This is a genomic window from Aquimarina sp. Aq107 (genome assembly GCF_943733665.1).
GTDB lineage: Bacteria > Bacteroidota > Bacteroidia > Flavobacteriales > Flavobacteriaceae > Aquimarina.
Window position 1 is genome coordinate 278,442 of the sequence record NZ_OX030782.1, and the last position, 24,855, is coordinate 303,296.

The window sequence follows — 24,855 nt, forward strand, 5'->3', positions numbered from 1 at the left end:
AACTGTACTCATGACGAGTTTTGATAGCAGGATATCGAATACTTTAGAAGTGTAGAAATAATATATACAATCGTGCGTTATTCTTTTTTTGGTAGTCTGTTTCAATAATCCGCCCACCCTATGTTGAAGTAAACTGCGAAAATATTACTATACACTAAACTTAACCATCGTGAACACAAATATATCCTTATGGGTACGGCATTTATTTTTTCCCCATTTATGGTGTAAAGAACAATTGCATTCGGAGATTATTCGAAAAGTACATAGGATAGAACGTGAAAACATACCCAATACCCAAATCTCTTTAAATATACCTATGAACTTCTTTAGTTCGATAATTTGTTGTGGATTACAGTATTTATATGTTGATGGTGCTTTTATAAAAACCAACTCAATAAATGCCAACAATTATGACACGGACACTATTTTCTAGTTGCCTAGCCCTACTTTTATTTACTTTTAGTTATGGTCAAACTGTTACTTTTCAGACCGATGATGGCTTAACCGCAAAAACGGTATGTAAAGGGACTGAAATCCAACTAAATCTAGATATAGATCCCCCCAGGCCTTCTGGAGGAACGAGCACCTATAATGTACAATGGGAGAAAACAGTTAATCCAACATTTATAAGAAACTGTCCATTTCCTAGTGGTGATGGTTCTTGTTCGTTTTATAGAGAAACGCCTTTAGAAACGACAACTTATACGGTTACTGTTAATGGGGGTTCTTCGGGTTCAGTTAGAAGTACTGTAACAGTTACTGTAGAAGAGGTGCCAAATCCAGGTTTAAATACAACGATGTTTCTATGTGGTAGAACTGGTATTATTAATTTATTTGATGAATTAGATGGAGGGCCAGAACCTGGAGGTGTTTGGAGTAATGGAACAGGAACATATGATACCGCAGATCCTAATGGAGGGGCTTTTACATATACTATTGATAATGGAGCAGCGTGCCCTCCTGTTAGTGCTGTGATAACTGTAAAACCGTGCGGGAATAATGATTCTGATAATGATGGAGTTCCTGATACAACAGATAATGATGATGATAACGATGGTATTCCGGATACTATAGAAGATGGTTTTTGTACTGCAACTACGACGACACCAATTTTTGTATTAGAAGAAGATTTTGGTTTCGGAGGTCCAACACGAAGCAGATATGCAGAAGGATTAGGTTTAACTTACAATCCTGTGTTGCCACAAGATATTAATGGAAACGACGGAGAATATAACGTTGCTACTTCTACTCACTATCGCACAAATGTAGGATTTGATGCTACATTTCTTGCTACAGATCTTGTAGGAGATGTTGATGCTGATGGAAATACAGATGGTAGGTATCTGGCTATAAATATGAAATCGAGCGCATTCGCAGATTTGCCTGTTTTTGTGGCCGAAAATTTACCAGTTACTCCTGGACTTGAATATAATTTTAGCATGTCTATTGCTAGTTTAAATAATAATGCAGGAGAGTTGCCTGCAAACTTAACCATAGAGGTTTTAGATCAAGTTGCAGGTACGCCTCTTTTTAGCGAGGATTCTGGTGAAATAGCGAACGGTTCTGATGCTTGGATCTTAGTAGAAGATACCTTTGTCGCTCCTGCTGGAGTTAATATTGTTACAATACGAGTGATTAATAGACAAGGAACCGATGGGAATGGGAACGATATTGGTATAGACAATATTTTCTTATCCACGAATGCTTGCGATTTTGATCGTGATGGAATCCCAAATTCCCAGGATTTGGATGCAGATAATGATGGTATTTATGATATAGTCGAGTCCGGAAATGCGGCGGCAGATGCCAATGGAGATGGACGTTTTGATGGAGCAATTAATACAGATGGTACATCTACTACAGTAGTTCATAATGTTATTAATTCTGATACGGATTCTAATCAAGACTTTTTAGATATCGATTCTGATGGAGATGGAATTATTGATAATATAGAAGGACAGTCAACAGTCGGTTATATTGCTCCAAGTGGAGTAGATGGGGATTTTAATGGAGTGGATGATAGTTATGATACCAATGGAACTGCAATTTCTCCAATAAATTCTAATACCAATGCGCTTCCTGATTATATTGATGTAAACTCAGACCCTATATCAGGAGATTGTTTAGAGGATACTATAGAAGCTTATGATATAGATCAGGATGGAATCCCTAATACTATAGCGGATGGCTCTGATATAGATGGAGATGGTTTGGATAATGCTTTTGATACTGTGGTGTTAGATAGGTTAACTGTAGAAATAAATGCTAGTAACGGTGGTACCGTTCCTACTGATTTCCCTAATAATCATAATCCCTTAACAGAAGAAAGAGATTGGAGAGAGGAAATAGGAGATGTAGATGTCGACCCTCTAACTATTACTATATGTGATCCTGTCAATTTATTTGATGAATTGCCAGCAGGTACATTAACCACAGGAACCTGGAGCGTTCCTGCGATGGGTACAGCGCTTACAGGAGGTCATTTAGGAACATTAGACCCTACTGTAACCGGTATTTTGGATGGAGTTTATATATATACTCTCCCTGTATTATCCGCTGGTTGCCCACCAATTAGATACTTAATAGATGTTACAATTGATGATGTTTGTCAATGTCCAGATATAGATGAACCTATTGTACCAGCTGGACCAATAATAACGTGTATTGATGCAACACCATTACCTTCTGTAACAGTTACACTTGCTCCAGGTTTAGAAGGGCGTTGGTATCTTGCGGATGGAGTAACCCCTATTGCTAGAGCCCAAAATACAGATACATTTACACCAGAAACAGCAGAACTGGTATTAGGAGATAATATATTTAGAGTAGAAGCCTATGACCCTGTTGAAATGTGTACGAGCGATTTGGTGGATGTTATATTTACCGTTACAGCTCCGCCAGAAGCAGGAGAACCAAATGATACACCTCCGATACCAGTTGCTTTGTGTGAAGGAGATACTACTGTTATTAATCTGTTCGATGAATTAACTGGAGAAGATGCAGGAGGTGTATGGACTGATGCTATGATGACCGTAATTCCTGGTGGTACAATTACTGCGGATACTAATATTGAAGGCGATTATACATATACAGTAACGAGTAACGGGTGTACAGATACTGCAGTAATATCTGTAACTATTAGTACAGTGCCTACACTAGTGTTTGGGTCAACAACCTGTGCTGCTGACCGAGCGACCTATGATCTGTCATTTACTACCAATGGTACTTGGGATATTTCAATAGACCCAGTTAATGAAGGGACTATTGATGTTACTAATTCAATGATTACAGGAATTACAGATGGAGTTGATGTAATAATAACAGCAACAAATCCTAGTAATACTGATTGTGTAGGAACTTTAATGGTTACTGCTCCGGATTGTAGTTGTCCAGATATTGTGGAGCCTACAAATCCGAGTAATGAAAGTATTTGTGTTGGTTCTGCTGCACCAGTGTTATCGGTAGATGTATTACCGGGTCAAACGGCAAACTGGTATGATCAAGATGGAAATTCATTACTAATGAATAGTACTACCTATACTCCAGTAGATACTGCAGCTGGTGATTATATATATAGGGTAGAAGCTTTTGATACAACAGAAAATTGTGCTAGTGACCGTATTGATGTTTTTTATCAAATTCTAGATATTCCGGTTATTGATCCTATAGATCCAATTGCAGCTTGTGAATCTTATGAGTTACCATCATTGACAGTCGGAAATTATTTTACGCAAATGAATGGAGCAGGTATCCAGCTTAATGCTGGTGAAATAATTAGCACAAGCCAGGTAATTTATGTATATGCAGAAACCGGAACAACACCGAACTGCTCTGATGAGGAAGTTCTTGATATTACCATAAATCCTTTACCTAATCCTGTTGCTCCAACAAATCCGGGAGATCGTTTTTGTGAAAGTTATACATTACCTGCGTTACAAAGTGGTCAGAGTTATTATACCGGATCTAACGGAAGTGGAACGCAATTAAATGCTGGAGATGTTATACAAGAAAGTCAAACGATTTTTTTAAGAGAAGTTGATGCTAATAATTGTGAAAATGAAGTTCAGTTTTTTGTAGAAATTATAAATGTCGAAGAATTAGAAATAGAGTCAGGGACTATATGTGTAGGACCTTCTACAATTACTTCCTTTGTAATTAATACAGAATTAAGTGATATAGATTTTTCTTTTGAATGGAGTTTTGAAGGAACTGTAATTCCAGGAGCAAATCAATCTTTTTACGAAGCTACCCAGCCTGGAACATATACAGTAACCTATACAGATGTGATATCAATGTGTACGGAAAGTTCAGAGGTAATAATTATAGGTGTTAGTGATCCAGAGAGTTTAGATCTTCAATTGTCTGCAGGAGCGTTTTCGGATAGCACTGATATTATAGCAACTGTTGTTGGGGATAGTACTTATGAGTATGTATTAGATGATGGAATTCTGCAAGAAAGTAACATATTTACAAATGTTTCGCTGGGATTACATGAGGTAACTGCAGTAGATATCAATGGATGTGGTTCAATTACAGCATCTATATTCGTAGTTGGTTTTCCAAACTTTTTTACTCCTAATAATGATGGGATTAATGATCAATGGGGTGTCATTGGAAATGCAGACACGCCAGAAATGGACATCTTTATTTTTGATAGATACGGAAAACTGCTTCAACAATTAAATAGAGATAATCAATGGGATGGAACCTATGGGGGCAAACCTCTTCCTGCCTCAGATTATTGGTTTGTCGCAGAATTTAGAGATGGATCAGCGACCTTCAGAAGACACTTTACACTAAAAAGATAATGAGAGTATTATATCTCAATTTCAAAACAAGCAAGATGAAATTTAAAAAAATATACCTAATGACAATGATAACATTGTTGTTTATAGGATTTGGAAATGCCCAAGAAGGATTATCTATATATTCCGATTATCTTACAGATAATTATTATTTACTACATCCATCTATGGCTGGTGCAGCTAATTGTTCTCAGGTTCGATTGACAGGTAGAAGAAATTGGGTAGGTCAAGAAGATAGTCCAGGATTATATACTGCAGCTTACAATGGTAGAATTGGTAATTCTCAATCAGGAATTGGTGCAATTGTGTATAATGATAAAAATGGTTTCACTTCTCAAACAGGAGGATATGTTACGTACGCACATCATTTGATGTTTTCTAGAAGCGAAGTAGATTTAAATCAATTATCTTTTGGATTAAGTGCTGGAATACTTCAATATAGATTAGATCAAACTAGATTTGACCCCAATGATCCTTTGGTAGGACCAGGATCTATAAGCCAAAGTGAATTTAACATGGATGTAGGTTTTTCTTATAACCTATATAATTTTTATACACACGTTACTGTAAAGAATCTTTTAAAAAACTCCGGAGTTAACAATGATTTACAAATAGTTAATAACCTACGGAATTATCTAGTATCCGCAGGATATGTTTTTGATCGTCCAGGAAAAACTTTTTCATATGAACCATCAATTCTATATTCTTATAGAGATGGTGTTGGTCAATCTACTATTGACTTCAATTTAAAAGTTTACAGTGATATGAATTTTGGGAAACTATGGGGTGGGTTATCTTACAGAAGGAGTTTTGATTCCATAGATTTTTTAGAAGGAGAGGAGATAAAGAGTCAGGCTTTAAATTATGTTACTCCGTTTGTTGGAGTTAATTTTGGAAAATATATGTTTGCTTATACCTACTCCTATCAATCAAATCCAGTGACATTTAATAATGGTGGTTTTCATCAAATAACATTGGGGATAGATTTTTCTTGTAGAGCAAAAAAGTATGCGTGTTATTGTCCTTGGGTAGAGTAATTTTCTTTAGGATTGTACTATCTGAAATTTTAAAAAAAAGTAAAGAGAACAGATAGAACATTATATTATAGTTAACTTCTTTTATTAAGAGGAAGATAGTTTGATATTTTTTTAAAGAAGGGATAACATCAGGTTTATTGTGGTAAAATATTTTTGAAAGAAAATAAATACACACAATGAATAGAAGAAATTTTTTTGAAAAATCTTTGTTAGTTGCTGGAGGTTTTATGATTGCTCCCATGTACATCAGCTGTAATAACGATGATGATATGGACATCAGTATTCCAGATCTTAGTACGGATAACTTTTTTGAAGGAGTAGCAAGTTTTGACCCAACAGATTCTAAGATTATCATATGGACACGATTCACTCCGAATACTGGTAGTTCTAATATTACAATTAATTGGCAAATTGCTTTAGACCAAAATTTTGATGATGTATTAAGAAGCGGTGAGTTTGTAACTGGAGCGGATAGGGATTATACCGTAGCAATTGATGTTCAAGAATTGCCTTCTAATAGTAAATTTTATTATCGATTCTTTGAGTTAGAGACGCAGACTACTTCTGTGATTGGCGAAACAATTACACTTCCTGCAGTGGGTGATACGGTAACAGATGTAAAATTGGCTGTTTGTTCTTGTGCAAACTTCGCAGCTGGGTTATTTAATGTGTATGGTGCAATGGCTAGTTCGGAGGCAGATGTGATTGTTCATTTAGGAGATTACATATATGAGTATGGAGAAGGAGAGTATGGAACTAATGAGAATACTGTAGCTTTAGATAGAGTTCATAAACCGGCAAATGAAATTATATCACTTACAGATTATCGAGCAAGGTATAAGCAGTATAGAAGTGATGCTCAACTACAATTAGCACATCAAAAAAAGCCATTTATTTGTGTGTGGGATGATCATGAAGTTACCAATGATGCATATAAAGATGGAGCAGAGAACCATCAAGATTCTGAGGGTTCTTATGAAGTCAGAAAACAAACGGCAATACAGGTATATAGCGAATTCTTACCATTACGATCTACTGATCCATCTAAGATTTATAGATCATTTGATTTTGGAAGTGTGTTAAGTTTACATATGCTAGATACACGAATTATAGGAAGAGATAAACAACTTTCTTACGATGATTTCTTTAGTCCAACTTCAGGATTGGATGCTGTTGCTTTTCAAACAGCACTTCAGGACCCTAGTAGAACTTTACTGGGATCAGAACAGTTAAGTTGGTTGTCTGGAGCAGTTTCTGCAAGTAATGCAAATTGGCAAGTTTTAGGTCAGCAGGTATTAATGGGTAAGATGTTTATGCCAGCAGAGCTTTTAATTTTAATAGGAACTCTTGTGGCAGAAATAGGCGCTCTAGGAAGTGCAACTCCAGAGACGGCTTTGGCTTTTCAAACCGCGTTAACGGATTTGACAGCTATAAAATCTAGGCTTTTAGCAGGTGATCCGACGCTAACACCAGAAGAGATTACTAGGGTGCAAACAGTTGTTCCTTATAACCTAGATGCATGGGATGGATATTTTGTAGAAAGAGAGCAACTTTTTGCTATGTTAGGAGGAAAGAAAACAGTTTGTCTTGCCGGTGATACACATAATGCTTGGTATAGTGAATTAAAAGATGCAACGGGGAAAGAAATAGGAGTGGAGTTTGCTACATCATCGGTTTCTTCTCCAGGATTCGAAGGCTTTTTAGGAGTTGATGCCAATCAAGCTGCAGGTTTTCAGCAAGCCTTAGAGATATTAATAGATGATTTACAATATATGGATGCTACCCAAAGAGGATTCTTACAGGTAACCTTTACACCGAGTAGTAGTCAGGCGCAATGGAATTTTATAAATACCATAGCTGCTGAAAATTATACAGTAACTGTTGGGGAAACAGTTTCGTATAGCTAAGAATGTTTTTGTTTATAAGTATTTAGTCAAAACGCAACCTAAATAAGGTTGCGTTTTCTTTATGAGAATATCAGAAAAAAAAGATATTATTCTACACTACAGTTCGTTAACTCTTTACAGAAACGAAGTAAATCTTCTTGATTGTTTTTATACTCTTTATTTGCTACTTTTTCTTGAACGATGGTACATCCTTCTGCTAATTTGGTAAGATTCTTTTTAAATCCAAAAACATAACCAGTTGACATAGTGGATTTACCTTTTTCACTTCCTGTAGGAAGAATTACTAGTTCTTTATTGTTAAATAGATATAAGTTTATTTTTTCAGATTCAAATAAAACTTTGCATAGTTTGTCTGTTGCCCCGCCAAGTATCATTTGACCAGCATCTACCTCCCCATTTTTAATAGAAGATTCTTTGAATTTTATATTTCTGTAATGATCTCCATCAACGAAAACAAGTTCTTTACACTTTTTAGCTTTTCGAACCCGAGTCCCAAAAGGTTTTCCGTTCTGATCGTATTCTACAGTTTTTAGACTGTAGGCAATTTTACTAATATCTGAGGTTTTGATGTCTACAAGGGTAGTGTCATTTTCTTTTGTTATTAAATACGCTTGATTAACTTCTATATCTGTACTGATATCATTCTGATCTTCTTCTTCTTCTTGATTGCTTAGGTCTTCAGTTACAACTTCAAAATGTCTAGATTTTGTTTCATTTGCTTTAAACTTCTCAATCAGTTGATCTGCAATTCTATTAAAGTATTTACCATCACTTTTGTCATAATCATTGTCGATTATTTTCTGCGCATATTCTTTAACTTTTTCAGGCTCATCTAGGTAATAATAGATTTTAGCGATGTTGTAATAACTCGCATATCGCACTTTACGTATTTTCCTTTTCTTGCCTTGGTAATTCGGGATTACGCTATTAAAATAGTCGATTACAGGTTGTACTTCGGTTTTGAGAGAATCAATAGATGCATTGTATTTCATTTTCTCAAAAGCAGATTGTAGTGTTTGATATGCTTCTTGATGCTTCGCAAATTCAGGATGTTTTTTAGACCTTAGAATCCAGAAAAATTCTCTTTCATGAGATTCAATGTCATAACCATATGTACTAGTAAGGTGACCTCTGGCAGAGCTTAAGAATTGTGATTTGTGGCTGCTTTTGTATTTATCTCTTAGATTATATCGGTTGTTGTTGTAGTAATCTTGTGCTTTTTTATAGGTGCTAAATTCTCCACTGGTATGAGTTTCACTTTCAGAATAGCTTTTTTCATAAGCGTTAGCATTTGTTGCGTTATTAACCGATAATGTAGCAGATGATGCGTAGTTTACATTGGCAGTGTATGTGTAGCTTACAGATAATACTTTACCGTCTTTGTCCTTTTTTTCGTGTTTTTCTTTTTTAATATCAACGGTTCCAATTTTGGTGCCGTGAAATTTGTAGTTGATATCTAAAGTTCCTCCTGTTTTTACTTTAGAAAATCCAGGGATGGTTATAGAACTTGTATTTATAGAATATGTTCTTTTACTATCATCAAGGATAGGCTTAGAAGGTAGGTTTACATAAGAAGTCTTGAAATTTTCTCGATCTATATTGGCACTTTGAGCAAAGGATATAGTACATAAGAGTGATGCAATACAAGAAAGTAGTGTTTGTTTCATGAAATATGGGGTTTTAAAATAAAGGTGCGAAAATAGTTAAAAAAATGTTAACAGATGTGTTTGGTTATAATTTTTAGAGTTTTTGTAAAAAGAAAAAGCGTGTTTATTTTTAAAATAAACACGCTTTCATATATAATTAAATGATTTATTCTGCCAATTCTACGATTAGGCTATCATCTGTTTTAGTAACTTTAGTAAGACCTAGCTTAGAAAGTCCTTTCATACCCTTATCCCAAGCTTTATTACTTAAACCAGAAGCTGTTTTTAGATCAGCTAAAGGCATGCTTTGTTCTTTCTTGATAATTTCAAAAATAGCTTTTTCATTATCATTAAGAGATTCTATAATATTTGCCTGTGCGGTTCGCACCTCTGGTCGCATCTGTGGGAAGAATAGCACCTCTTGTATAGATTGGTTATTAGTTAGATACATAATCAATCGATCCATACCGATTCCCATTCCGGATGTAGGAGGCATACCATATTCTAGGGCTCTGATAAAGTCGTTATCGATAAACATTGCTTCGTCATCACCTTTTTCACTTAGTTTTAATTGTGCTTCAAAACGTTCTCTTTGATCGATAGGATCATTAAGCTCAGAGTATGCATTGGCAATCTCTTTACCACAAACCATTAGTTCAAAACGTTCTGTAAGATCTGGATTGTCTCTATGTTCTTTGCATAAAGGACTCATCTCTTTTGGGTAATCAGTAATAAATGTTGGTTGGATGTAATTTCCTTCACACTTCTCACCAAAAATTTCATCTATTAGTTTTCCTTTACCCATGGTCTCATCTACTTCGATTCCCATACCTTTAGCAGCTTCACGAATTTCTTCTTCAGATTTTCCTGTGATATCAAATCCAGTAAAATGTTTTATAGAATCGGTCATCGTTACACGAGCATAAGGAGTCTTAAAGTTGATTTTATGTTCTCCAAATGTAGCATCTGTAGTTCCGTTTACTGCGATAGCACAATGTTCTACTAGATTTTCTGTAAACTCCATCATCCAGTTGTAGTCCTTATAAGCTACATAAATTTCCATGGCGGTAAATTCTGGATTATGGGTACGATCCATTCCTTCGTTTCTAAAGTTCTTAGAAAACTCATAGACACCTTCAAAACCACCAACGATTAATCGTTTTAGATATAACTCATTAGCAATACGCATATATAAAGGAATATCTAGTGAGTTATGATGTGTTATAAATGGACGTGCAGAGGCACCACCAGGTATCGGTTGTAGGATAGGTGTTTCTACTTCAAAATATCCTTTGGTATTAAAAAACTCACGCATCGCGTTAAAAAGCTTTGTTCTTTTTACAAATACATCTTTAACGTGAGGGTTTACTACTAAATCTACATAACGCTGACGGTATCTCAATTCTGGATCTGTAAAAGCGTCATACACTTTTCCATCAGAATCGGTTCTAGGTTGAGGTAATGGTTTTAGTGTTTTACTTAATAATGTAAAGTCTTTAACCATTACAGTTTTTTCTCCTACTTGTGTAGTAAAAAGTTCTCCTTCGATACCAATAAAATCACCTATGTCTAATAATTTTTTATAGACCTCATTATACTTAGTTTTATCATCACCTGTACAGATTTCATCTCTATTAAAATACACCTGTATACGACCATTAGAATCTTGTACTTCTGCAAAAGAGGCTTTTCCTTGGATACGTCTAGACATTAGCCTACCAGCAATAACTACCTTTTTTCCTTCTTCATATTTCTGTTTGACATCGTCAGAAGTGTGGTCCACCGGAAATAAAGCTGCCGGATATGGATTAATCCCTAGATCGCGTAGGGTGTGTAGTTTCTCTCTTCTTACAAGTTCTTGTTCTGATAATTGCATAATGCTGCCGTTTTAAGCGTGCAAAGATACGAAGTATGAGATAATCTTTCAATTGATTTTTAAGTATAGTATTGCTTTAGTTTTTCTATTTAATAATATAGAGGTTCTGAATACCGAAATATAGGATTGATGTGGTTAAACAAGATTTTTTTGAAAAAAAAGTAAAAAGTAGAGGTAACATATCGATTTGTAATGACACATACTTATATAAACAAAACTTAACGGGGTAAAATTTAAAAGAGGAAGAAATAATATAGGAGGATTTTTTTGACAAAAAGGTTTGTTATTAAGGATTTAATCAGTTGTAGAATAGTGTTTTCTTCAAGTTGTCAACAATCTGTCATTTGAGCTTCATGATCATCTTATTCATATTATATTTGCCCCCCCCCCGCTACCGCTACCGCTACCGCTACCGCTACCGCTACGTCTTTGACTAGTGGCGTTCTGAGTGAGCGTGGGATTACCAAAAAAAAGATAAATAGTAAAAAATCAGTTATGATGTCTCAAGTTGTAGCTGGTTTTTTTAAAGAAAATTATAGAATAGTACAATGAGGATATATACTTTATTATTGATGGTGTTGATTTCTCAACTCGTATCAGGTCAGGATATTCAGGAAGTTTTGAAAAATGATATTTGTGATTGTTTAGGTCAGCTGTTTAAAAGTGGTAAAGCAAACAAAGAGAATAATTCAGTATTAGAAGAATGTTTAAGTAAAAAAATAAATTCATACACTACGGAATTTAGAGAAATACTTATTAAGGAAAGATTTGCTCAAAAAAATGACAAAACTTTTGCTTCACAGTATAAAATTAACCCAGAAAATCTTAATGCGTTTATTGCAGGACATCAAGATTACTTTGTAACCGAGTGCCAACCTTATTATTGGTATGTAAGTGCCAAAAGAGCTAAAAAACTGATCAATATTCGGTATACTGTAGATGAAAAATATCTTAATTCGATATCAAAAAAGATAAGGAAAGGGAAACATGAAAAAGAACATCTATATCAACGAGCATTGATATACATGTCTCAAGGGAAATTTGAAAAAGCAAAAGCAGATTTTTATACGTACCAAGAAGATAACCCTGAAGATGATAAGATAACCTATCATCTCGCTTGGGCTTGTGAGCTTAATGGGGAATATGGCATAGCAAAAGCTTGGTATGAGCAGATGATTAAGAAAAACAATCATTTTGATGCAATATTAGGACATTCTATAGTAAATAGAAGAATACGGGATAATGCTCGCATGGATTCACTTGCTACATACTTAGCGTATCTTAGAATGAATAAATCCACAAATAAAATTAAAAACGGTGAAATTTTAGCAGACAAAAAATCAATAGAATACCCAAAACCTAAAAGTTGTAAAAATCTAACAAACAACGAAGAGGTGAAGAAGTGTTTTTCTACTTATTTTAAAAATTTTGTAGATACGAATTTTGATTATAATGTGATGGAGTATGCTAATTTACCGTTAGGAGTGCATCGTATTTTAAGTAGATTTAAAGTCTCAAAAACAGGTAGGATTATTGATGTTTTTGTTCAACACGATAATCCATACATTGTAAATGAAATTACTAGGATTCTTTATTCTATACCTATTTTGGAGCCTGGTAAAGCCGATGGTGAGCCAGTAGATGTTAAATACTCATTTCCATTAACTTTACAAAGTTCTGAATAAAACCCCCACTAGCGCTCGTTTGTAACGAGTGCCAATAAAGATTGGTGGGTAAGAGTAAATAAATGTTAATAACCAGTTACATTGATTTGTAGCTGGTTTTTTGTTTTGTGAAGGAGTATTTTATTAAAGAAATATCGGGCTTTGGCTGTGCTCAGTCCTCTAATTACGTTTATTCCGAACCCTGAGCAGAGCCTAAGGGTGAAGTGTATACATCCATACGAAATTCGATAATGATTTTATGGTACTAGTTTTAGGGGTTAAACTTCTCTTAGCTATTGTGCAGTCATAGAATAACTAAGATTCTAAAAGGCAATTTCCTGTAGTTGTTAACAACAATATTAAGATTGTAAACTATTTTCTTCTTTTTTAACATTTTATTTAATTAAGGATCAGTACATTGCATTATGTAACACAAAAAGTGTACAACGAATGCTATGGGGATAGCAGCATTGTAATTTTTATAAAAATCAAATATTTGTTTATCGTAATACAGTAGAGAAGGACGTCTACTGGTATACAATAGTTTTATAAAAGTTAACAATATAGTTGTATTTAACCAACAAAAAAGTAATCAATGACATTGCAAAAAAACCTTTTGGGGCTGGTTTTTTTCTTTCTTTTGAATTCAACATTTTCTCAACAAAAGCAATTAGCAATAGCTAATGAAACTCAATACGAGTATGCTTCTTTAGAAACAGCCAACTTAAAAAATAATAATGCTACTCCTATGGTAGCTGTATCATCAATCCGTTCAGAAAACTCATTAGAGACTAAGGGACATAATTTTATGTCAGAGGATTTGTCTACAGAATCGGGTACTTCGGCAAATTTTATCATAGAATCATTGCCGATTAATTCTAAAAACTCGGATTATGCACCTAGTTTTTATAAAGGTGAATTGGTATTTGCTTCTTCTCGTAATGCCAAGTCTATGTCCGTAATACTTCAGGAAAAAACAAATGAACCTTTTCTGGATTTGTACAGAACCAGTAAAAACATTCCAGACAAAGGAATAGAGAAACTAAAAGGAGCTATTAATACCAAGTTTCATGAATCTTCGGCTGTTTTTAGCCCAGATGGAAAAACGGTGTATTTTACTAGAAACAATTACTCTAAAAGAAAATTTAAAAGAAATACCAAAGGCTGCGTATTATTAAAAATATACAAAGCAACGTACGAAAACGGTAAATGGAAACATGTAAAAGAACTTCCATTTAACAGCGATGAATACTCTACTGCGCATCCAGCATTATCTCCAGATGGTAAATACCTTTACTTTGCCAGTGATATGCCAGGAAGTTATGGTAAATCAGATATTTATGTAGTAGCAGTTAATGAAGATGGAAGTTACGGCACTCCAGAAAACTTAGGAGGTCTTATTAATTCTGCCGGGAGAGAAACGTTTCCACACGTGAGTGACACAGGTAAATTGTTTTTTGCTAGTGATGGACACGTAGGTTTTGGTGGTCTTGATATTTTTATGGTATTACCGAATCAACAACGTTCTGGTTGGCAAGTGTATAATATGGGAGCACCAATTAATAGTGCAGCAGATGATTTTACCTTTATTATTGATGAAGAAAACAAAATGGGATATTTTGCTAGTAATCGTGGAGGTGGTAGTGGAGGAGATGATATCTATGGTTTTAGACAGATGATCTCATTAGAAAAGTATAGAGATTATATGCCTAAGGTTAAACATAAGATCAAAAGACATATGGATATCAAACCTATTTCTGAGGAGATTACATCTTTCTAATAGAAAATAATCAAAACCAACTGTTCTTTAAGAATTGTTAAACAGGGGATTTTTCTGTTAAAAAATAACAATTAACATAGATTGAAATTGTAAACATAATATATTGTTGTTATTAACCTTTACAAATATATTATGTTCAAAAAATTTCTAAGATCGACGGCATTCAGGTGTTAAACAAATCTGTGCAAAAAGGGATTAACGGAGGATTCTATTTTGATGGAGAGTATGGAGAATGTCCGACTCCAAATTCCTTTTTTTGTGGAGTTCCTGATCACATTTGCTGTAACGGTCTATGCGTATTACCAGAGCATCCAGCTTGTGGTCTTTTTTAAAACAATCAAAAAGTAAAGCGAACTAAGTTCGCTTTACTTTTGTCTTAATAGGTACTTTCTTTTTTATAAGAGTGTATTTTACTATAGTGATTTTTTCAATTCTTTGACTTTATCCACAATTCTTTGGTCCTTATTAAAATCTAAAGAACGTTCATAGTTGCGGATAGCATCCGATAGATTATTGATAATTGCTAGTTTATTGGCCAAACTTACATATGCATCAGCTTCTTTTGGGAATAACACAGTATTAAATTTTAGTATTTCTATTGCGTCTATTTGTTTGCCAGCAAAAAACAGCACATTAGCGTAGGTGTTTAATTCATACATATTTTCTGTAATATCTCTTAGTTCCTTTACAATACTTTCTGAGTTCTTGGATAAAAAATCAGATCCTTTTGTGGTAATAATAGTATTCATTTTAGTTACGGAGTAGTAGTTAGGAGTATAATTTCCAGAAAGGATATCCCTAATATCTTCCTCAATGGTTGTCTTGGGAGATTCTACGATCCGCTGCACTTCTTTGCCGTCTTTATAAAAAATAAACGTAGGCACTCTATGAATGTTTAACCCTTCGTGTTCGCCTCCAGCACTTTGTTTGTAATGTTCGCGATCTGCATCTACCGCGATTGTAGTTAATCTGTTTAGCGGAAAGTTAGCTGCTTGTAGAACTTTATAAAATTTAGGCACTTCTCTCTTGCTATCTCCACACCAGGTTCCCATAAATATTTTGATAGTATAGTTCGATAAGTCTGTTTTTATAGAGTTTACTATTTGTTCATCAGGAGTATAGGACTCATAATTTTTAGAGAACCAAGTGCCATATGGAGCTCTGTTTAATTTTTCGAAATTAATTTTCCCTGTGAGATTAGAGGTTCCTTTAGCGTTCGTTATTTCTTGATTAAATGATTGTGAATAGGTATGTGTAGTAATTGATAATAAAATCAATAATTGTATGATTATTTTCATTAGAGTAGGATTATAGGATGTATTCTTTGTGATAATATATGACCAACCCAAGTTTTTGTAGAATTTGATTATTATCTATGATACTTGGGTTGGAGATATAGTATTTTTTATTTGCTTAAAGGGATACCGCTAACAGCATTTTTAATTTTAGGAGTTACCATAGCTTTTATTTTTAGGATTTGTTTTCCTACAGCCGAGTTGGTTGTGATCGTTACCTGTTTATTCTGTTGATTAGGTTTACCGTTAGTGTTGAATTTTACCAACATTTTTTCGGTTGCTCCAGGCGCAATTGGTTCTTTTGGCCAATTAGAAACAGTACAGCCACAACTTCCTTTTGCATTCACAATAACCAAAGGCGCATTACCTGTATTGGTAAATGAAAATGTATGCTCCAGAATATCACCTTCTGCTACAGTACCAAAATCGAATTCGGTTTCTGAGAAAGTCATCACGGCAACGGTATTATTATTTTTTTTCTCAATTGCCTCATTATGCATGGCTATCGTTTCGGAAGCGGTATCGTTGATTGGATTACCACAAGATAATAGTGCAAAAGAGAAAATAATGGAGGCTAGTACATAAGTAATCTTGGTTTTCATGTCTTTAGAATGTTTTAGTTATTACTATTTTTTTTGAATTTTGATTCTGAACCAAAACTCTAGACATGTGAGCGAAAATCCAATGAAAGTGAGGTGGAAATAGGGACTAGACCCCCGATGGAATTTTAGAATGTGTAAAATAAAGAAATGAGAATTACCTGTTTTTATACAGTGTTTTTGCTTCTTCTCGGCTTTCGACCTCTATTTTTTTATAAAGGTTGTTGATATGTGTTTTAATAGTGCTTACGCTTAAAAATAGTAAAGAAGCGATCTCTTTATTCGTTTTATCTTGTAGAATTAGATCTAAAATCTTTTTTTCTTGTTGTGTAAGTTTACTTTCTGTTAGCTTATTAGCGTTCTTGTTTTTTTTCAATCTCTGAAATAGATAAAGGTTTAATGCTATGGACCCAATTAATAAAGATAATATAATCCAGATCCAATACGAGGTAGTTTTTTCTGGGGTGATCTCTACAGAAAATTTATCGGCAGCTAACTCTGTTTTATATTGTTTTACATAGGGACTATCAGGATACTTTTTTTCTAATCGTTCTAATAATTGATCATAATAAGTATTCTGCTTTAGATCCTGCAGATAATAGGTATATAAATTATTAGATTTATCGGATAAGAATGAATAGATGTATAACTCTGTTAATGGTTCTTGCTGGCTTTTTCCGAATTCTTGTAGGGTATTAAACCATTTTCTAGAATTTACTTTTCTATTAGCTTCACTTCGGTATGAGCTAAAGGCATACCGCATATCTTCTATAATAGAATCTACTTTAAGAAATGTATTACTCCGTTCATTAGTAGAAACAACTTCACAAAATACTTCTTCTTCTATAGTAAATGGGAGTGAGATCGTATCTTCATTTTTAGCAATAAAAAGAATTTCTTTACTGTTTAGACAAATCCCATTAAAATGAATGGACTCTTTGTCTTCTTCAGAGCAATTTTCCGTATGGATTCGATATATCCTGTTTTGAGTAGGGAGATTATTTTCTGTAAATACAAAATAACCCATAGAGTCCGGAATTACTTTTTGGATAATTTGTTCTGGATAGATACCAGACATTTTTCTGTAATCTTCTATAAGTGATAAATAGACATTACTTTCTTTATTACTGTTATCAACATACCCTGAAAATTGATATTGACTCCAAATTGTAGGAGAGAAGATTAAAAAGGAGATCCAAAGGATAATTTTGATCCATTTCATAGAATAATGTCAAACTTTTTAGAAACTAACCCAATATAAAAATAATTTTAAGATAGAGGTGTAACATAATGAGATATAAGACTACCTATAATTATATTATTTAATCTATTTTTGTTTATGAGTATTTGGAGAGTTTTATTATCGATTTTTTTCCCACCATTGGCTGTCTTAGATAAAGGATGCGGATCAATTATAATCGTACTTTTATTAACTTTGTGTGGATGGGTTCCTGGTGTGATAGCAGCATTGGTGATCATAAATAATCCTAATAAATAACTTTTAGTTAATTTCTTAAAATTAAAAAAACGAAACATATGAAAAGAGTTTCCCTGTTAGTACAGGCATTTTTGGTGGCAGTTCTATTGGTTGGATGCCAATTTTCTGAAGATTTACATATTAATGAAGATGGAACAGGAAAGATATCTTTCAATTTTGACGGTTCCGAAATTATGCAAATGGGAGGTGATAAAATCACTGAAGGAAAAGAAGAAGTGATCGATTCTACCTTAGTTTTTAAAGATTTTTTAGAAGAGAAAAAAGATAGTATTGCGCAATTACCAAAGGAGGAGCAGGAAAAACTCAAAAAACTAGAGAGTTTTAAGATGCATATGCTAATGAATCCACAGTCCAAGGAGATGAAATTCGATTTGTACTCAGAATTTAAAAAAGTGGAAGAATTAGGGGATGTATTTAATAGTTTTAAGACTGCATCTACCATTGGTAATCAGAAAAAAGCGGGTCCTGCAGGTGATCCATTGGCAGGTTCTAAAGGAGAAGATCCTACTGAAGTGATTTATTCCTATGGAGAAAATAAGTTTAAAAGGATTACCAAAATCTTAGATAAGGATAAACTAGAAATGAGCTTGGATAGTTTAGAGCAAATGAAAATGTTTTTAGCAAGTTCTAAGTATAAAATTAATTATCATTTTCCGAAAAAAATTAAGAAGATATCGTCAGAAAAAGCAATGTTTAGCCAGGATGGAAAGAGTTTTACACTAGAAGTTGGTTTCCTAGAATATATGGCTGACCCTACCGTATTAGATGTAGAGGTAGAGTTAGAGAAATAATTACTGTAGAATAATAAAATATAAATACAAAAGGTGCTGTTCCGAGAACAGCACCTTTTGTATTCTTAAGATAAGAAACGATTATATTTTTCCTCTTTTTATAAGTTCGCGAACCATTTCTTTTATGGCTTCACTTCTTTTACTTCCCATAGATAGTTTGATATCATGATCCATAATCCCTAATTCTTTTTTGTTTCCGTATATCTTAAAAGTCATAGAATGATAAGAGGCCAATGGGAACTTTTTAGTGTTGAAGATAAAAAAGTACTCACCACTTACAGTACCTACCTCGCGAATAGCAGAACCAATTAATGTATGATCGCCTTCTTCTACATGAGGATCACCAATATAAATGTTATACTTTACCTGATCAACCATACTTTTATTTAGTTGACTATACGCTTTCTCAGAAGGAAAAGCTATTAAGTGGATATCTAGATCATTAAAATCACGTTCTACTCTATGTTCTTTTCCACTTAGCAGTTTACGTTCTTTGTCTAGTTTTTTTAGTATTCTTTCTGGTCTTTTAGGTGTTTGTTCAACAAGTTCTTCAAACTTTGTTGTCTGAAAACCTTCTGGAGTAAAAATACCCATCTCCATTGCAAGTTTAAAGATTTTCTTCTTAGATAGAAAATAGTGGTGTTTAGAATTTATTAATAGGGTATCTTTCGCTTCATCTCTAAAAAATGCATTGTAGGGATATGACTTATCAGAATGAAAAAGTAAAGACGCTACTTTTAAATCTCCGGCTCTAAATATAGGGTTTTTGTCTAAATCACTTATCTGAAAATGTCTTAGTCCTTTTGCTTTTATTTTTTCAATGTGTGCAACTTTTACTTTGTCAATAAAGACTTCTCCTTTTTTGACTTTTATTTTTTGGCCAAAAGAAAATACGGAAATGAAAAGAAATACTAAAAGTAATGAATGCTTCATATTTTGGGGTTTATATATTAAAAAGGTGGCAAATATAGTTATAAATAAGTAGATGGTTTTTAGTGTTTTAGAATGTAGAGAAGAACTTTTTTAATCTCGTATCTTTGCATAGATGAATAAGAAGATAGAACTACAAGAATTAGGGTTAAAAGATTTTAAGGACACTTGGGAATACCAGGAGGTGCTTTTTAAAGGAATCTTGGACACAAAAATTAAGAATAGAAGGGAAGATGCTAATCTAGATACCAGTAATTATTTTCTTTTTGTAGAGCATCCACACGTATATACGTTGGGTAAAAGTGGCGATATTAGTAATTTACTATTAGATGAGGAGCAACTAAAGCAAAAAGGAGCTACTTTTTATAAAATAAATCGTGGAGGTGATATTACATATCACGGACCTGGACAGATTGTAGGATATCCTATTCTGGATTTGGATAATTTTTTTACCGATATTCATAAATATTTACGCTTTCTAGAAGAAATGGTTATTCTAACTCTAGCCGAGTATGGAGTTACTGGAGTGAGAAGTGATGGAGAAACAGGAGTTTGGTTAGATGTAGGTACTCCTTTTGCTCGTAAAATTTGTGCGCTAGGAGTTAGAGCTAGTAGATGGGTTACGATGCACGGTTTTGCATTTAATGTAAATGCAGATCTTGGATATTTCGATAATATTATTCCTTGTGGGATTAATGACAAAGCAGTTACATCTCTAAATGTAGAATTGGGGGTTGAAAAAGTGAATGTAGAAGAAGTGAAAGAAAAATTATTGAAACATTTTATAAAATTGTTTGAAGCAGAAATGATATACCAAAAAACCGAAGTATAAAATACCTCGGCTTTCTTTGACTAAAAACTAAACAAATCAAATAGGTTGGGGTTAATTGATTTTATATCCTTCGAACCAGCTACCAGTACCATCTACTCTAACGTCGCCAGCTCCAAAATTTCTTAGGGATACAAATACTTCTTGTCCAACATTGAGGAAATAGATACCACTTACATCTGTTTTTACATCGTCTCCATCCACAATTTGAGTAAAATCGATACCTGTATCCACATTAAAGCTAATTCTAAAAAAAGAAGTTGTAACAGTATTAGATTGTCTTACTACGGCATGTAGATAATAATATCCGCTTTCTGGAACCACAAATCTTTTAGTAGTTGTATTAAAAGCGTTGCGCGTATCGTAGGTTCTGATATCCCAGATATCGGTTTCTATCGTTGTATTGGCATCTAGATCTTTTACAGCAAAACCATTACCTCTAACTTTAAAAACTACGGGTGTAGTAGTTGCAGTGGCATTATCAACGTAGGTTTTTACGGCTCTCTCTGTTGGGATGGCATTATTGCTATTGCCTCCTAAAGTTGGATCGATAGAAATTTCATTTGCAGAAGTTCCATTTTCTAATTTTAGATCTCCATTGATGTCCAGTTTTGCGGTTGGAGAGCGATCAATACCTACATTACCACTATTTATGTTCTCAATATCATTTCCGTTAGAAATCCATCTAGTGTCACCGGATGTTATAGCATAAGGAACTGCCATTAATTCGTTGGTTCCAATTTCTGCTCCGTTTAAGGATACAGTTACATAAGATGCAATTCCTCCCCATTGCAGAGTGTCGAAGTCACCTGTTACTGGCGTTCCGTTACCAATTAATAATGCAAATACACCATTTGTATTCGTAGTAATTGTATGGTTTTCTACATAACTTGCAGCAATATCTGGTGCTCCAAATTTTAGGGCTATTTGTATATTGATTGATTCTTCTGCGAGAATATCACCGCTAGCATTTTTGGCCACTCCTTGGTAGTTGATAAAGTTTTTTTGTGCAGATTGGGCAGAGACCAATGTGCAAATTAGTAAAAGGCTAAAAAGGATTACATTATTTATTACTTTTTTCATGATTTTAAAAATTTATAAATGAGGTTATTTTTTGATGATTTTGAATATTTTGTTTTCATTGATTTCAGGAATCGAAATTCTTAATACGTACGTTCCCTGGGCTAATGAGCTTATGTCGATCTGATGATTTATCATTGCCGTATTGATTTCTTGAGTAAGTACTTCTTGACCATTAAGGTTATATAAAGAAGCTGTGTAATGATCGATATTCGGAGTCCTAACCGTAAAGAAGTCTGAAACTGGATTCGGAAATATTTTAATTACTCCGTTTTCTGGTTGGAACTCTTCTGTAGAGAGTTGATTTAAGGAACCAATACCCGACCAAAACCCTTGATCTATAGACTGCGAATTAGAAATCGTTTCTATAAAGGGTTCGCCAATGGTGAAGTTTAGGATATAAGATGTATTACTATTTACACCTCCAGAACTAGAAACCACACTCGTATCAATCGATTGTGCCTGGATGGTCGAGGCAATACATAATAAGGATAAAATTTTTAAAGTTTTCATGACATCTTAATTACGTTGTTTCACATTAGTGAGACGCAGTATTAAAATGTCAACATGAAATCTTTATAAAATTTAAATAGGTGTTAGTTTATCTGATAAATAAGAACACTGTTTTCTTCTCCCTGAACAGCAAATTCTAGGTTTTTATCCTTATCCATATTACCGAGACTGATTACAGAGTTCCCATAAACTGGGAAATTAGGAAGTAGTTCTGCATTACTGTCATATACATATACTTTCTTGGCTTGTATATCTGTGATAGCTACATAGATTTTATTATTGATATAAAAAATTTGAGGTTTTGTATACACTCCAAAATCTAACTCTAAGGTTTTCTCTTTGATAGATAATTTGTTTTCAGAAAAAGTAACTAGCGTTTTGTTGGTAGAAACCAAGGAGCTATTTTGATCTAATTCCTTATCTACTATGGTTACCGAACCATCGGATTGAACTTGTATTAGTTTTCCGTCTTTAGTAGTAGAGGTAAACTTATTTTGATATTGTTGCCATTGATTTTTAGAAAAATCTATGTTTTGTTTTACATCTACTCTAGTTCTTCCTAAACGATCTAAAATATTTAATTTTCCATTTTCTTCGGATATAAGAATGTAGTCTTTACTGCCGATTCGGATATGTGTAGGAGGTATCACAAGATTGGTTTCAGTAGCTTTAAATCCAAAACCAGTAACTACTTTTCCTTCTGCATCTAGCATGGTAACTTCATTACCTTGTGTAATAATAATACGATATCGCTTATTTTTATCATAATCAAATAAGGATAACGGCTGGGTAATAGCTTTTTCGAATTTTTTAGGATATGAAGTAACATCTTTTCCATCCCTATCTACAAGATAAAGTGTGTTTTCGGTGTTAAATAACAATTGATATCTACCATTTTTATAAATATCTATTTGTTGGATATCGCCCATAATGGCACCATTAATCTGTTTTTTCCAAAAAATAGTTCCTTTATCCGAGATTAGATAGAGATTGTTGTCTACATCTTGTACTGCGATATCCATCCCTTTGGTTCTATGATTTTGTACCAATATGGGACTATTAAGGATTTTATTTTCTAATGTAGTGGACGCTGTTTGTGTGACCGAAGTGGCAGATCCTTTTGCTATATTTTTTTGTAAGACTCCATGAATATGAGCAAAGTTGTTTTCTTTTATAATCTGAAAAGCACCAATTTGATACCCATTAGTTTTAGCTTCTTTCCAAGGTTTTTGTTTATCTTCTTCTATAGTTTCAGCAATATACTCTTTGAGATGTTTAACAGTGCTTACCATTAAAATTGATGATTCATCAGAAAGCTTTTCTAGTGTATTCGAGTAATAAGCTTGTTCTTGTAATACTGTTTTATTAAGGATGTTTGCTATAATAGTCTGTAAACCATTTTTAGAAGAAGCAAATACAATATGATTTTCATAACTGAAATAAAATTTAGCTTCAAATTCTGGAATCAATGGTTTTAATAATCCGGAAAATGTAGTGGTTTCATCATAACTAAAAATATCAACGTTTCTATATGCTCCAGATGGAGATCCAGCTAGTTGTTCTAAAGTATTTTCTGATGCCAAAGAAGTAAATGTAACAATACTTTCATTTTCTGTAAAAATCATACCGATTTCTGAAACTCCTGAGAATAAGTCATCGAGATCATCTGGGATATTTTCTATCTCTCTATCTTGAGCTAATGCTAAGTTCTTTTTTAGTGCATAAAAATCATCATACGTATAGGAAATAAAACCTTTAGCGGTAATCGGAGTAATTTTGGCAATTTGATTCTCTTGAGCGATGGTGTTATCAAAAATTCCAATTGTAGTGGATAATGAATCTTTTTCTATAGCAATTCCATCAAGGTAAATGGCATTTTGCTCCATCTTAGCATCTACAGAAATCCAACCACTGAAGTTTGATAACTGTGATAAGTCACTATTAGGAAGTAATGCATTCTGAATTTCTTTTAGTTCTTTTCCATTTGCTAAAACTGCTAATGGATTTTTGGAATCAGAAACTTCATACGCTTTTATAAGATCTTCTTGTACTGGGATTGTATTTTCTTGCTGACGTATTGCATTTTCAATTAATATCTGAGAAGAGGAAGCGATCAATAGACTATCTTGTTTGGTGGCATAGAAAGTTTGTTCACCAGAAATGACTTTATGGATCACTTTATTAGCATAATTTATAGTTTCAATGGTTCTTTTGTTTAAAGAATCTTTACCAATTATTACGGGATCAAATTTTGAAATATAAGTGTATTCGAAATCATTTTTACCTATTGGCGAAAAACAGAGTAATCCTTTAGACTGTTTTATTTGATCTAAAACTGGAAGATTTTTAAAATAAGTAAACAACGCTACGTCTTTATTTTTCTTTAATAAATCATTATCACGTAGCATATTCTTTGCTTGTTCTAAATCATTTATTTTTAAGATTACTTGAGCATCTTTTGGTATGTAGTCAATAAGAGTGTTCGGTTTTTCGGTAGTCGTGTTACAAGCTAAAACAATTGTGGATAGTAGAATTACAACTATTTTTTTCATGTGTTTGTTTTCCTTTATATTCTTGATTCTATTCAAGTTGTTATTATGATTTA

Annotated in this window: 18 protein-coding genes; 9 read left to right on the plus strand and 9 right to left on the minus strand. The window is 33.6% G+C overall.

The window, feature by feature from the left end; all coding sequences use genetic code 11:
• Nucleotides 1-410 precede the first annotated feature (410 nt).
• From NMK29_RS01205 to NMK29_RS01215, 3 genes are all read left to right on the plus strand, one after another.
• Nucleotides 411-4,808 (plus strand): T9SS type B sorting domain-containing protein, encoded by a 4,398-nt coding sequence (locus NMK29_RS01205; RefSeq protein WP_159092342.1) that lies wholly within the window; start codon nucleotides 411-413, stop codon nucleotides 4,806-4,808.
• A 35-nt stretch (nucleotides 4,809-4,843) separates the two neighbouring features.
• Nucleotides 4,844-5,842 carry a type IX secretion system membrane protein PorP/SprF gene (locus NMK29_RS01210; protein WP_027395366.1) on the plus strand — a complete coding sequence of 333 codons (999 nt, stop codon included), beginning with the start codon at nucleotides 4,844-4,846 and terminating at the stop codon, nucleotides 5,840-5,842.
• Between the two features lie 176 nt (nucleotides 5,843-6,018).
• Nucleotides 6,019-7,749, plus strand: a complete 1,731-nt coding sequence (locus NMK29_RS01215; protein WP_108805256.1) for an alkaline phosphatase — start codon at nucleotides 6,019-6,021, stop codon at nucleotides 7,747-7,749.
• A gap of 86 nt (nucleotides 7,750-7,835) precedes the next feature.
• Here the strand turns inward: NMK29_RS01215 and NMK29_RS01220 are convergent, their stop codons facing one another.
• Together NMK29_RS01220 and lysS are read right to left on the minus strand one after the other, a co-directional pair.
• Entirely contained in the window at nucleotides 7,836-9,416 is a 1,581-nt protein-coding gene (locus tag NMK29_RS01220) for a hypothetical protein (protein ID WP_108805257.1), read from the minus strand.
• A 145-nt stretch (nucleotides 9,417-9,561) separates the two neighbouring features.
• A complete protein-coding gene (lysS, locus tag NMK29_RS01225; protein WP_108805258.1) occupies nucleotides 9,562-11,271 on the minus strand; it encodes a lysine--tRNA ligase in 1,710 nt (569 codons plus the stop codon).
• A 548-nt stretch (nucleotides 11,272-11,819) separates the two neighbouring features.
• Between lysS and NMK29_RS01230 the strand changes: the two genes are divergently transcribed.
• The 3 genes from NMK29_RS01230 (at nucleotide 11,820) to NMK29_RS01240 (ending at nucleotide 15,047) form a co-directional block, all read left to right on the plus strand.
• The gene (locus tag NMK29_RS01230) at nucleotides 11,820-12,956 is read left to right on the plus strand and encodes a tetratricopeptide repeat protein (protein WP_159092343.1); all 1,137 of its coding nucleotides are present in this window, start codon (nucleotides 11,820-11,822) and stop codon (nucleotides 12,954-12,956) included.
• A gap of 574 nt (nucleotides 12,957-13,530) precedes the next feature.
• Entirely contained in the window at nucleotides 13,531-14,715 is a 1,185-nt protein-coding gene (locus NMK29_RS01235; protein WP_108805260.1) for a PD40 domain-containing protein, read from the plus strand.
• Between the two features lie 182 nt (nucleotides 14,716-14,897).
• The gene (locus NMK29_RS01240; protein WP_159092344.1) at nucleotides 14,898-15,047 is read left to right on the plus strand and encodes a hypothetical protein; all 150 of its coding nucleotides are present in this window, start codon (nucleotides 14,898-14,900) and stop codon (nucleotides 15,045-15,047) included.
• A gap of 81 nt (nucleotides 15,048-15,128) precedes the next feature.
• Here NMK29_RS01240 and NMK29_RS01245 read toward each other — a convergent pair whose 3' ends face one another.
• From NMK29_RS01245 to NMK29_RS01255, 3 genes are all read right to left on the minus strand, one after another.
• Nucleotides 15,129-16,013 (minus strand): thioredoxin family protein, encoded by an 885-nt coding sequence (locus NMK29_RS01245; RefSeq protein WP_108805261.1) that lies wholly within the window; start codon nucleotides 16,011-16,013, stop codon nucleotides 15,129-15,131.
• A 107-nt stretch (nucleotides 16,014-16,120) separates the two neighbouring features.
• Nucleotides 16,121-16,612, minus strand: a complete 492-nt coding sequence (locus NMK29_RS01250; protein ID WP_108805262.1) for a DUF1573 domain-containing protein — start codon at nucleotides 16,610-16,612, stop codon at nucleotides 16,121-16,123.
• Between the two features lie 154 nt (nucleotides 16,613-16,766).
• Nucleotides 16,767-17,831, minus strand: a complete 1,065-nt coding sequence (locus NMK29_RS01255; protein ID WP_108805263.1) for a response regulator transcription factor — start codon at nucleotides 17,829-17,831, stop codon at nucleotides 16,767-16,769.
• A 117-nt stretch (nucleotides 17,832-17,948) separates the two neighbouring features.
• Between NMK29_RS01255 and NMK29_RS01260 the strand changes: the two genes are divergently transcribed.
• Both NMK29_RS01260 and NMK29_RS01265 read left to right on the plus strand, forming a co-directional pair.
• Nucleotides 17,949-18,107, plus strand: coding sequence for a YqaE/Pmp3 family membrane protein (locus tag NMK29_RS01260; protein ID WP_081415682.1), 159 nt, complete (start codon nucleotides 17,949-17,951; stop codon nucleotides 18,105-18,107).
• Between the two features lie 38 nt (nucleotides 18,108-18,145).
• The gene (locus tag NMK29_RS01265; RefSeq protein ID WP_108805264.1) at nucleotides 18,146-18,898 is read left to right on the plus strand and encodes a hypothetical protein; all 753 of its coding nucleotides are present in this window, start codon (nucleotides 18,146-18,148) and stop codon (nucleotides 18,896-18,898) included.
• Between the two features lie 81 nt (nucleotides 18,899-18,979).
• On the opposite strand, the gene NMK29_RS01270 is transcribed toward NMK29_RS01265, so the two are convergent.
• The gene (locus NMK29_RS01270; RefSeq protein WP_108805265.1) at nucleotides 18,980-19,831 is read right to left on the minus strand and encodes a hypothetical protein; all 852 of its coding nucleotides are present in this window, start codon (nucleotides 19,829-19,831) and stop codon (nucleotides 18,980-18,982) included.
• Nucleotides 19,832-19,943: 112 nt separating this feature from the next.
• Here NMK29_RS01270 and lipB point away from each other — a divergent pair, with 112 nt between their 5' ends.
• Entirely contained in the window at nucleotides 19,944-20,660 is a 717-nt protein-coding gene (gene lipB, locus NMK29_RS01275; RefSeq protein WP_108805266.1) for a lipoyl(octanoyl) transferase LipB, read from the plus strand.
• A 51-nt stretch (nucleotides 20,661-20,711) separates the two neighbouring features.
• Here lipB and NMK29_RS01280 read toward each other — a convergent pair whose 3' ends face one another.
• The 3 genes from NMK29_RS01280 to NMK29_RS01290 form a co-directional block, all read right to left on the minus strand.
• A complete protein-coding gene (locus tag NMK29_RS01280) occupies nucleotides 20,712-21,740 on the minus strand; it encodes a hypothetical protein (RefSeq protein ID WP_108805267.1) in 1,029 nt (342 codons plus the stop codon).
• A gap of 24 nt (nucleotides 21,741-21,764) precedes the next feature.
• Entirely contained in the window at nucleotides 21,765-22,250 is a 486-nt protein-coding gene (locus NMK29_RS01285; RefSeq protein WP_108805268.1) for a T9SS type A sorting domain-containing protein, read from the minus strand.
• Nucleotides 22,251-22,333: 83 nt separating this feature from the next.
• Complete coding sequence (locus NMK29_RS01290) at nucleotides 22,334-24,802, minus strand: ribonuclease HII (RefSeq protein WP_159092345.1); 2,469 nt, start codon at nucleotides 24,800-24,802, stop codon at nucleotides 22,334-22,336.
• Nucleotides 24,803-24,855: the final 53 nt, after the last annotated feature.

Bases quoted from the DNA above. Each gene is read 5' to 3' on its own strand.
- NMK29_RS01205 (WP_159092342.1), top strand. From the start codon at position 411: ATGACACGGACACTATTTTCTAGTTGCCTAGCCCTACTTTTATTTACT.
- NMK29_RS01210 (WP_027395366.1), top strand. From the start codon at position 4,844: ATGAAATTTAAAAAAATATACCTAATGACAATGATAACATTGTTGTTT.
- NMK29_RS01215 (WP_108805256.1), top strand. From the start codon at position 6,019: ATGAATAGAAGAAATTTTTTTGAAAAATCTTTGTTAGTTGCTGGAGGT.
- NMK29_RS01220 (WP_108805257.1), bottom strand. From the start codon at position 9,416: ATGAAACAAACACTACTTTCTTGTATTGCATCACTCTTATGTACTATA.
- lysS (WP_108805258.1), bottom strand. From the start codon at position 11,271: ATGCAATTATCAGAACAAGAACTTGTAAGAAGAGAGAAACTACACACC.
- NMK29_RS01230 (WP_159092343.1), top strand. From the start codon at position 11,820: ATGAGGATATATACTTTATTATTGATGGTGTTGATTTCTCAACTCGTA.
- NMK29_RS01235 (WP_108805260.1), top strand. From the start codon at position 13,531: ATGACATTGCAAAAAAACCTTTTGGGGCTGGTTTTTTTCTTTCTTTTG.
- NMK29_RS01245 (WP_108805261.1), bottom strand. From the start codon at position 16,013: ATGAAAATAATCATACAATTATTGATTTTATTATCAATTACTACACAT.
- NMK29_RS01250 (WP_108805262.1), bottom strand. From the start codon at position 16,612: ATGAAAACCAAGATTACTTATGTACTAGCCTCCATTATTTTCTCTTTT.
- NMK29_RS01255 (WP_108805263.1), bottom strand. From the start codon at position 17,831: ATGAAATGGATCAAAATTATCCTTTGGATCTCCTTTTTAATCTTCTCT.
- NMK29_RS01260 (WP_081415682.1), top strand. From the start codon at position 17,949: ATGAGTATTTGGAGAGTTTTATTATCGATTTTTTTCCCACCATTGGCT.
- NMK29_RS01265 (WP_108805264.1), top strand. From the start codon at position 18,146: ATGAAAAGAGTTTCCCTGTTAGTACAGGCATTTTTGGTGGCAGTTCTA.
- NMK29_RS01270 (WP_108805265.1), bottom strand. From the start codon at position 19,831: ATGAAGCATTCATTACTTTTAGTATTTCTTTTCATTTCCGTATTTTCT.
- lipB (WP_108805266.1), top strand. From the start codon at position 19,944: ATGAATAAGAAGATAGAACTACAAGAATTAGGGTTAAAAGATTTTAAG.
- NMK29_RS01280 (WP_108805267.1), bottom strand. From the start codon at position 21,740: ATGAAAAAAGTAATAAATAATGTAATCCTTTTTAGCCTTTTACTAATT.
- NMK29_RS01285 (WP_108805268.1), bottom strand. From the start codon at position 22,250: ATGAAAACTTTAAAAATTTTATCCTTATTATGTATTGCCTCGACCATC.
- NMK29_RS01290 (WP_159092345.1), bottom strand. From the start codon at position 24,802: ATGAAAAAAATAGTTGTAATTCTACTATCCACAATTGTTTTAGCTTGT.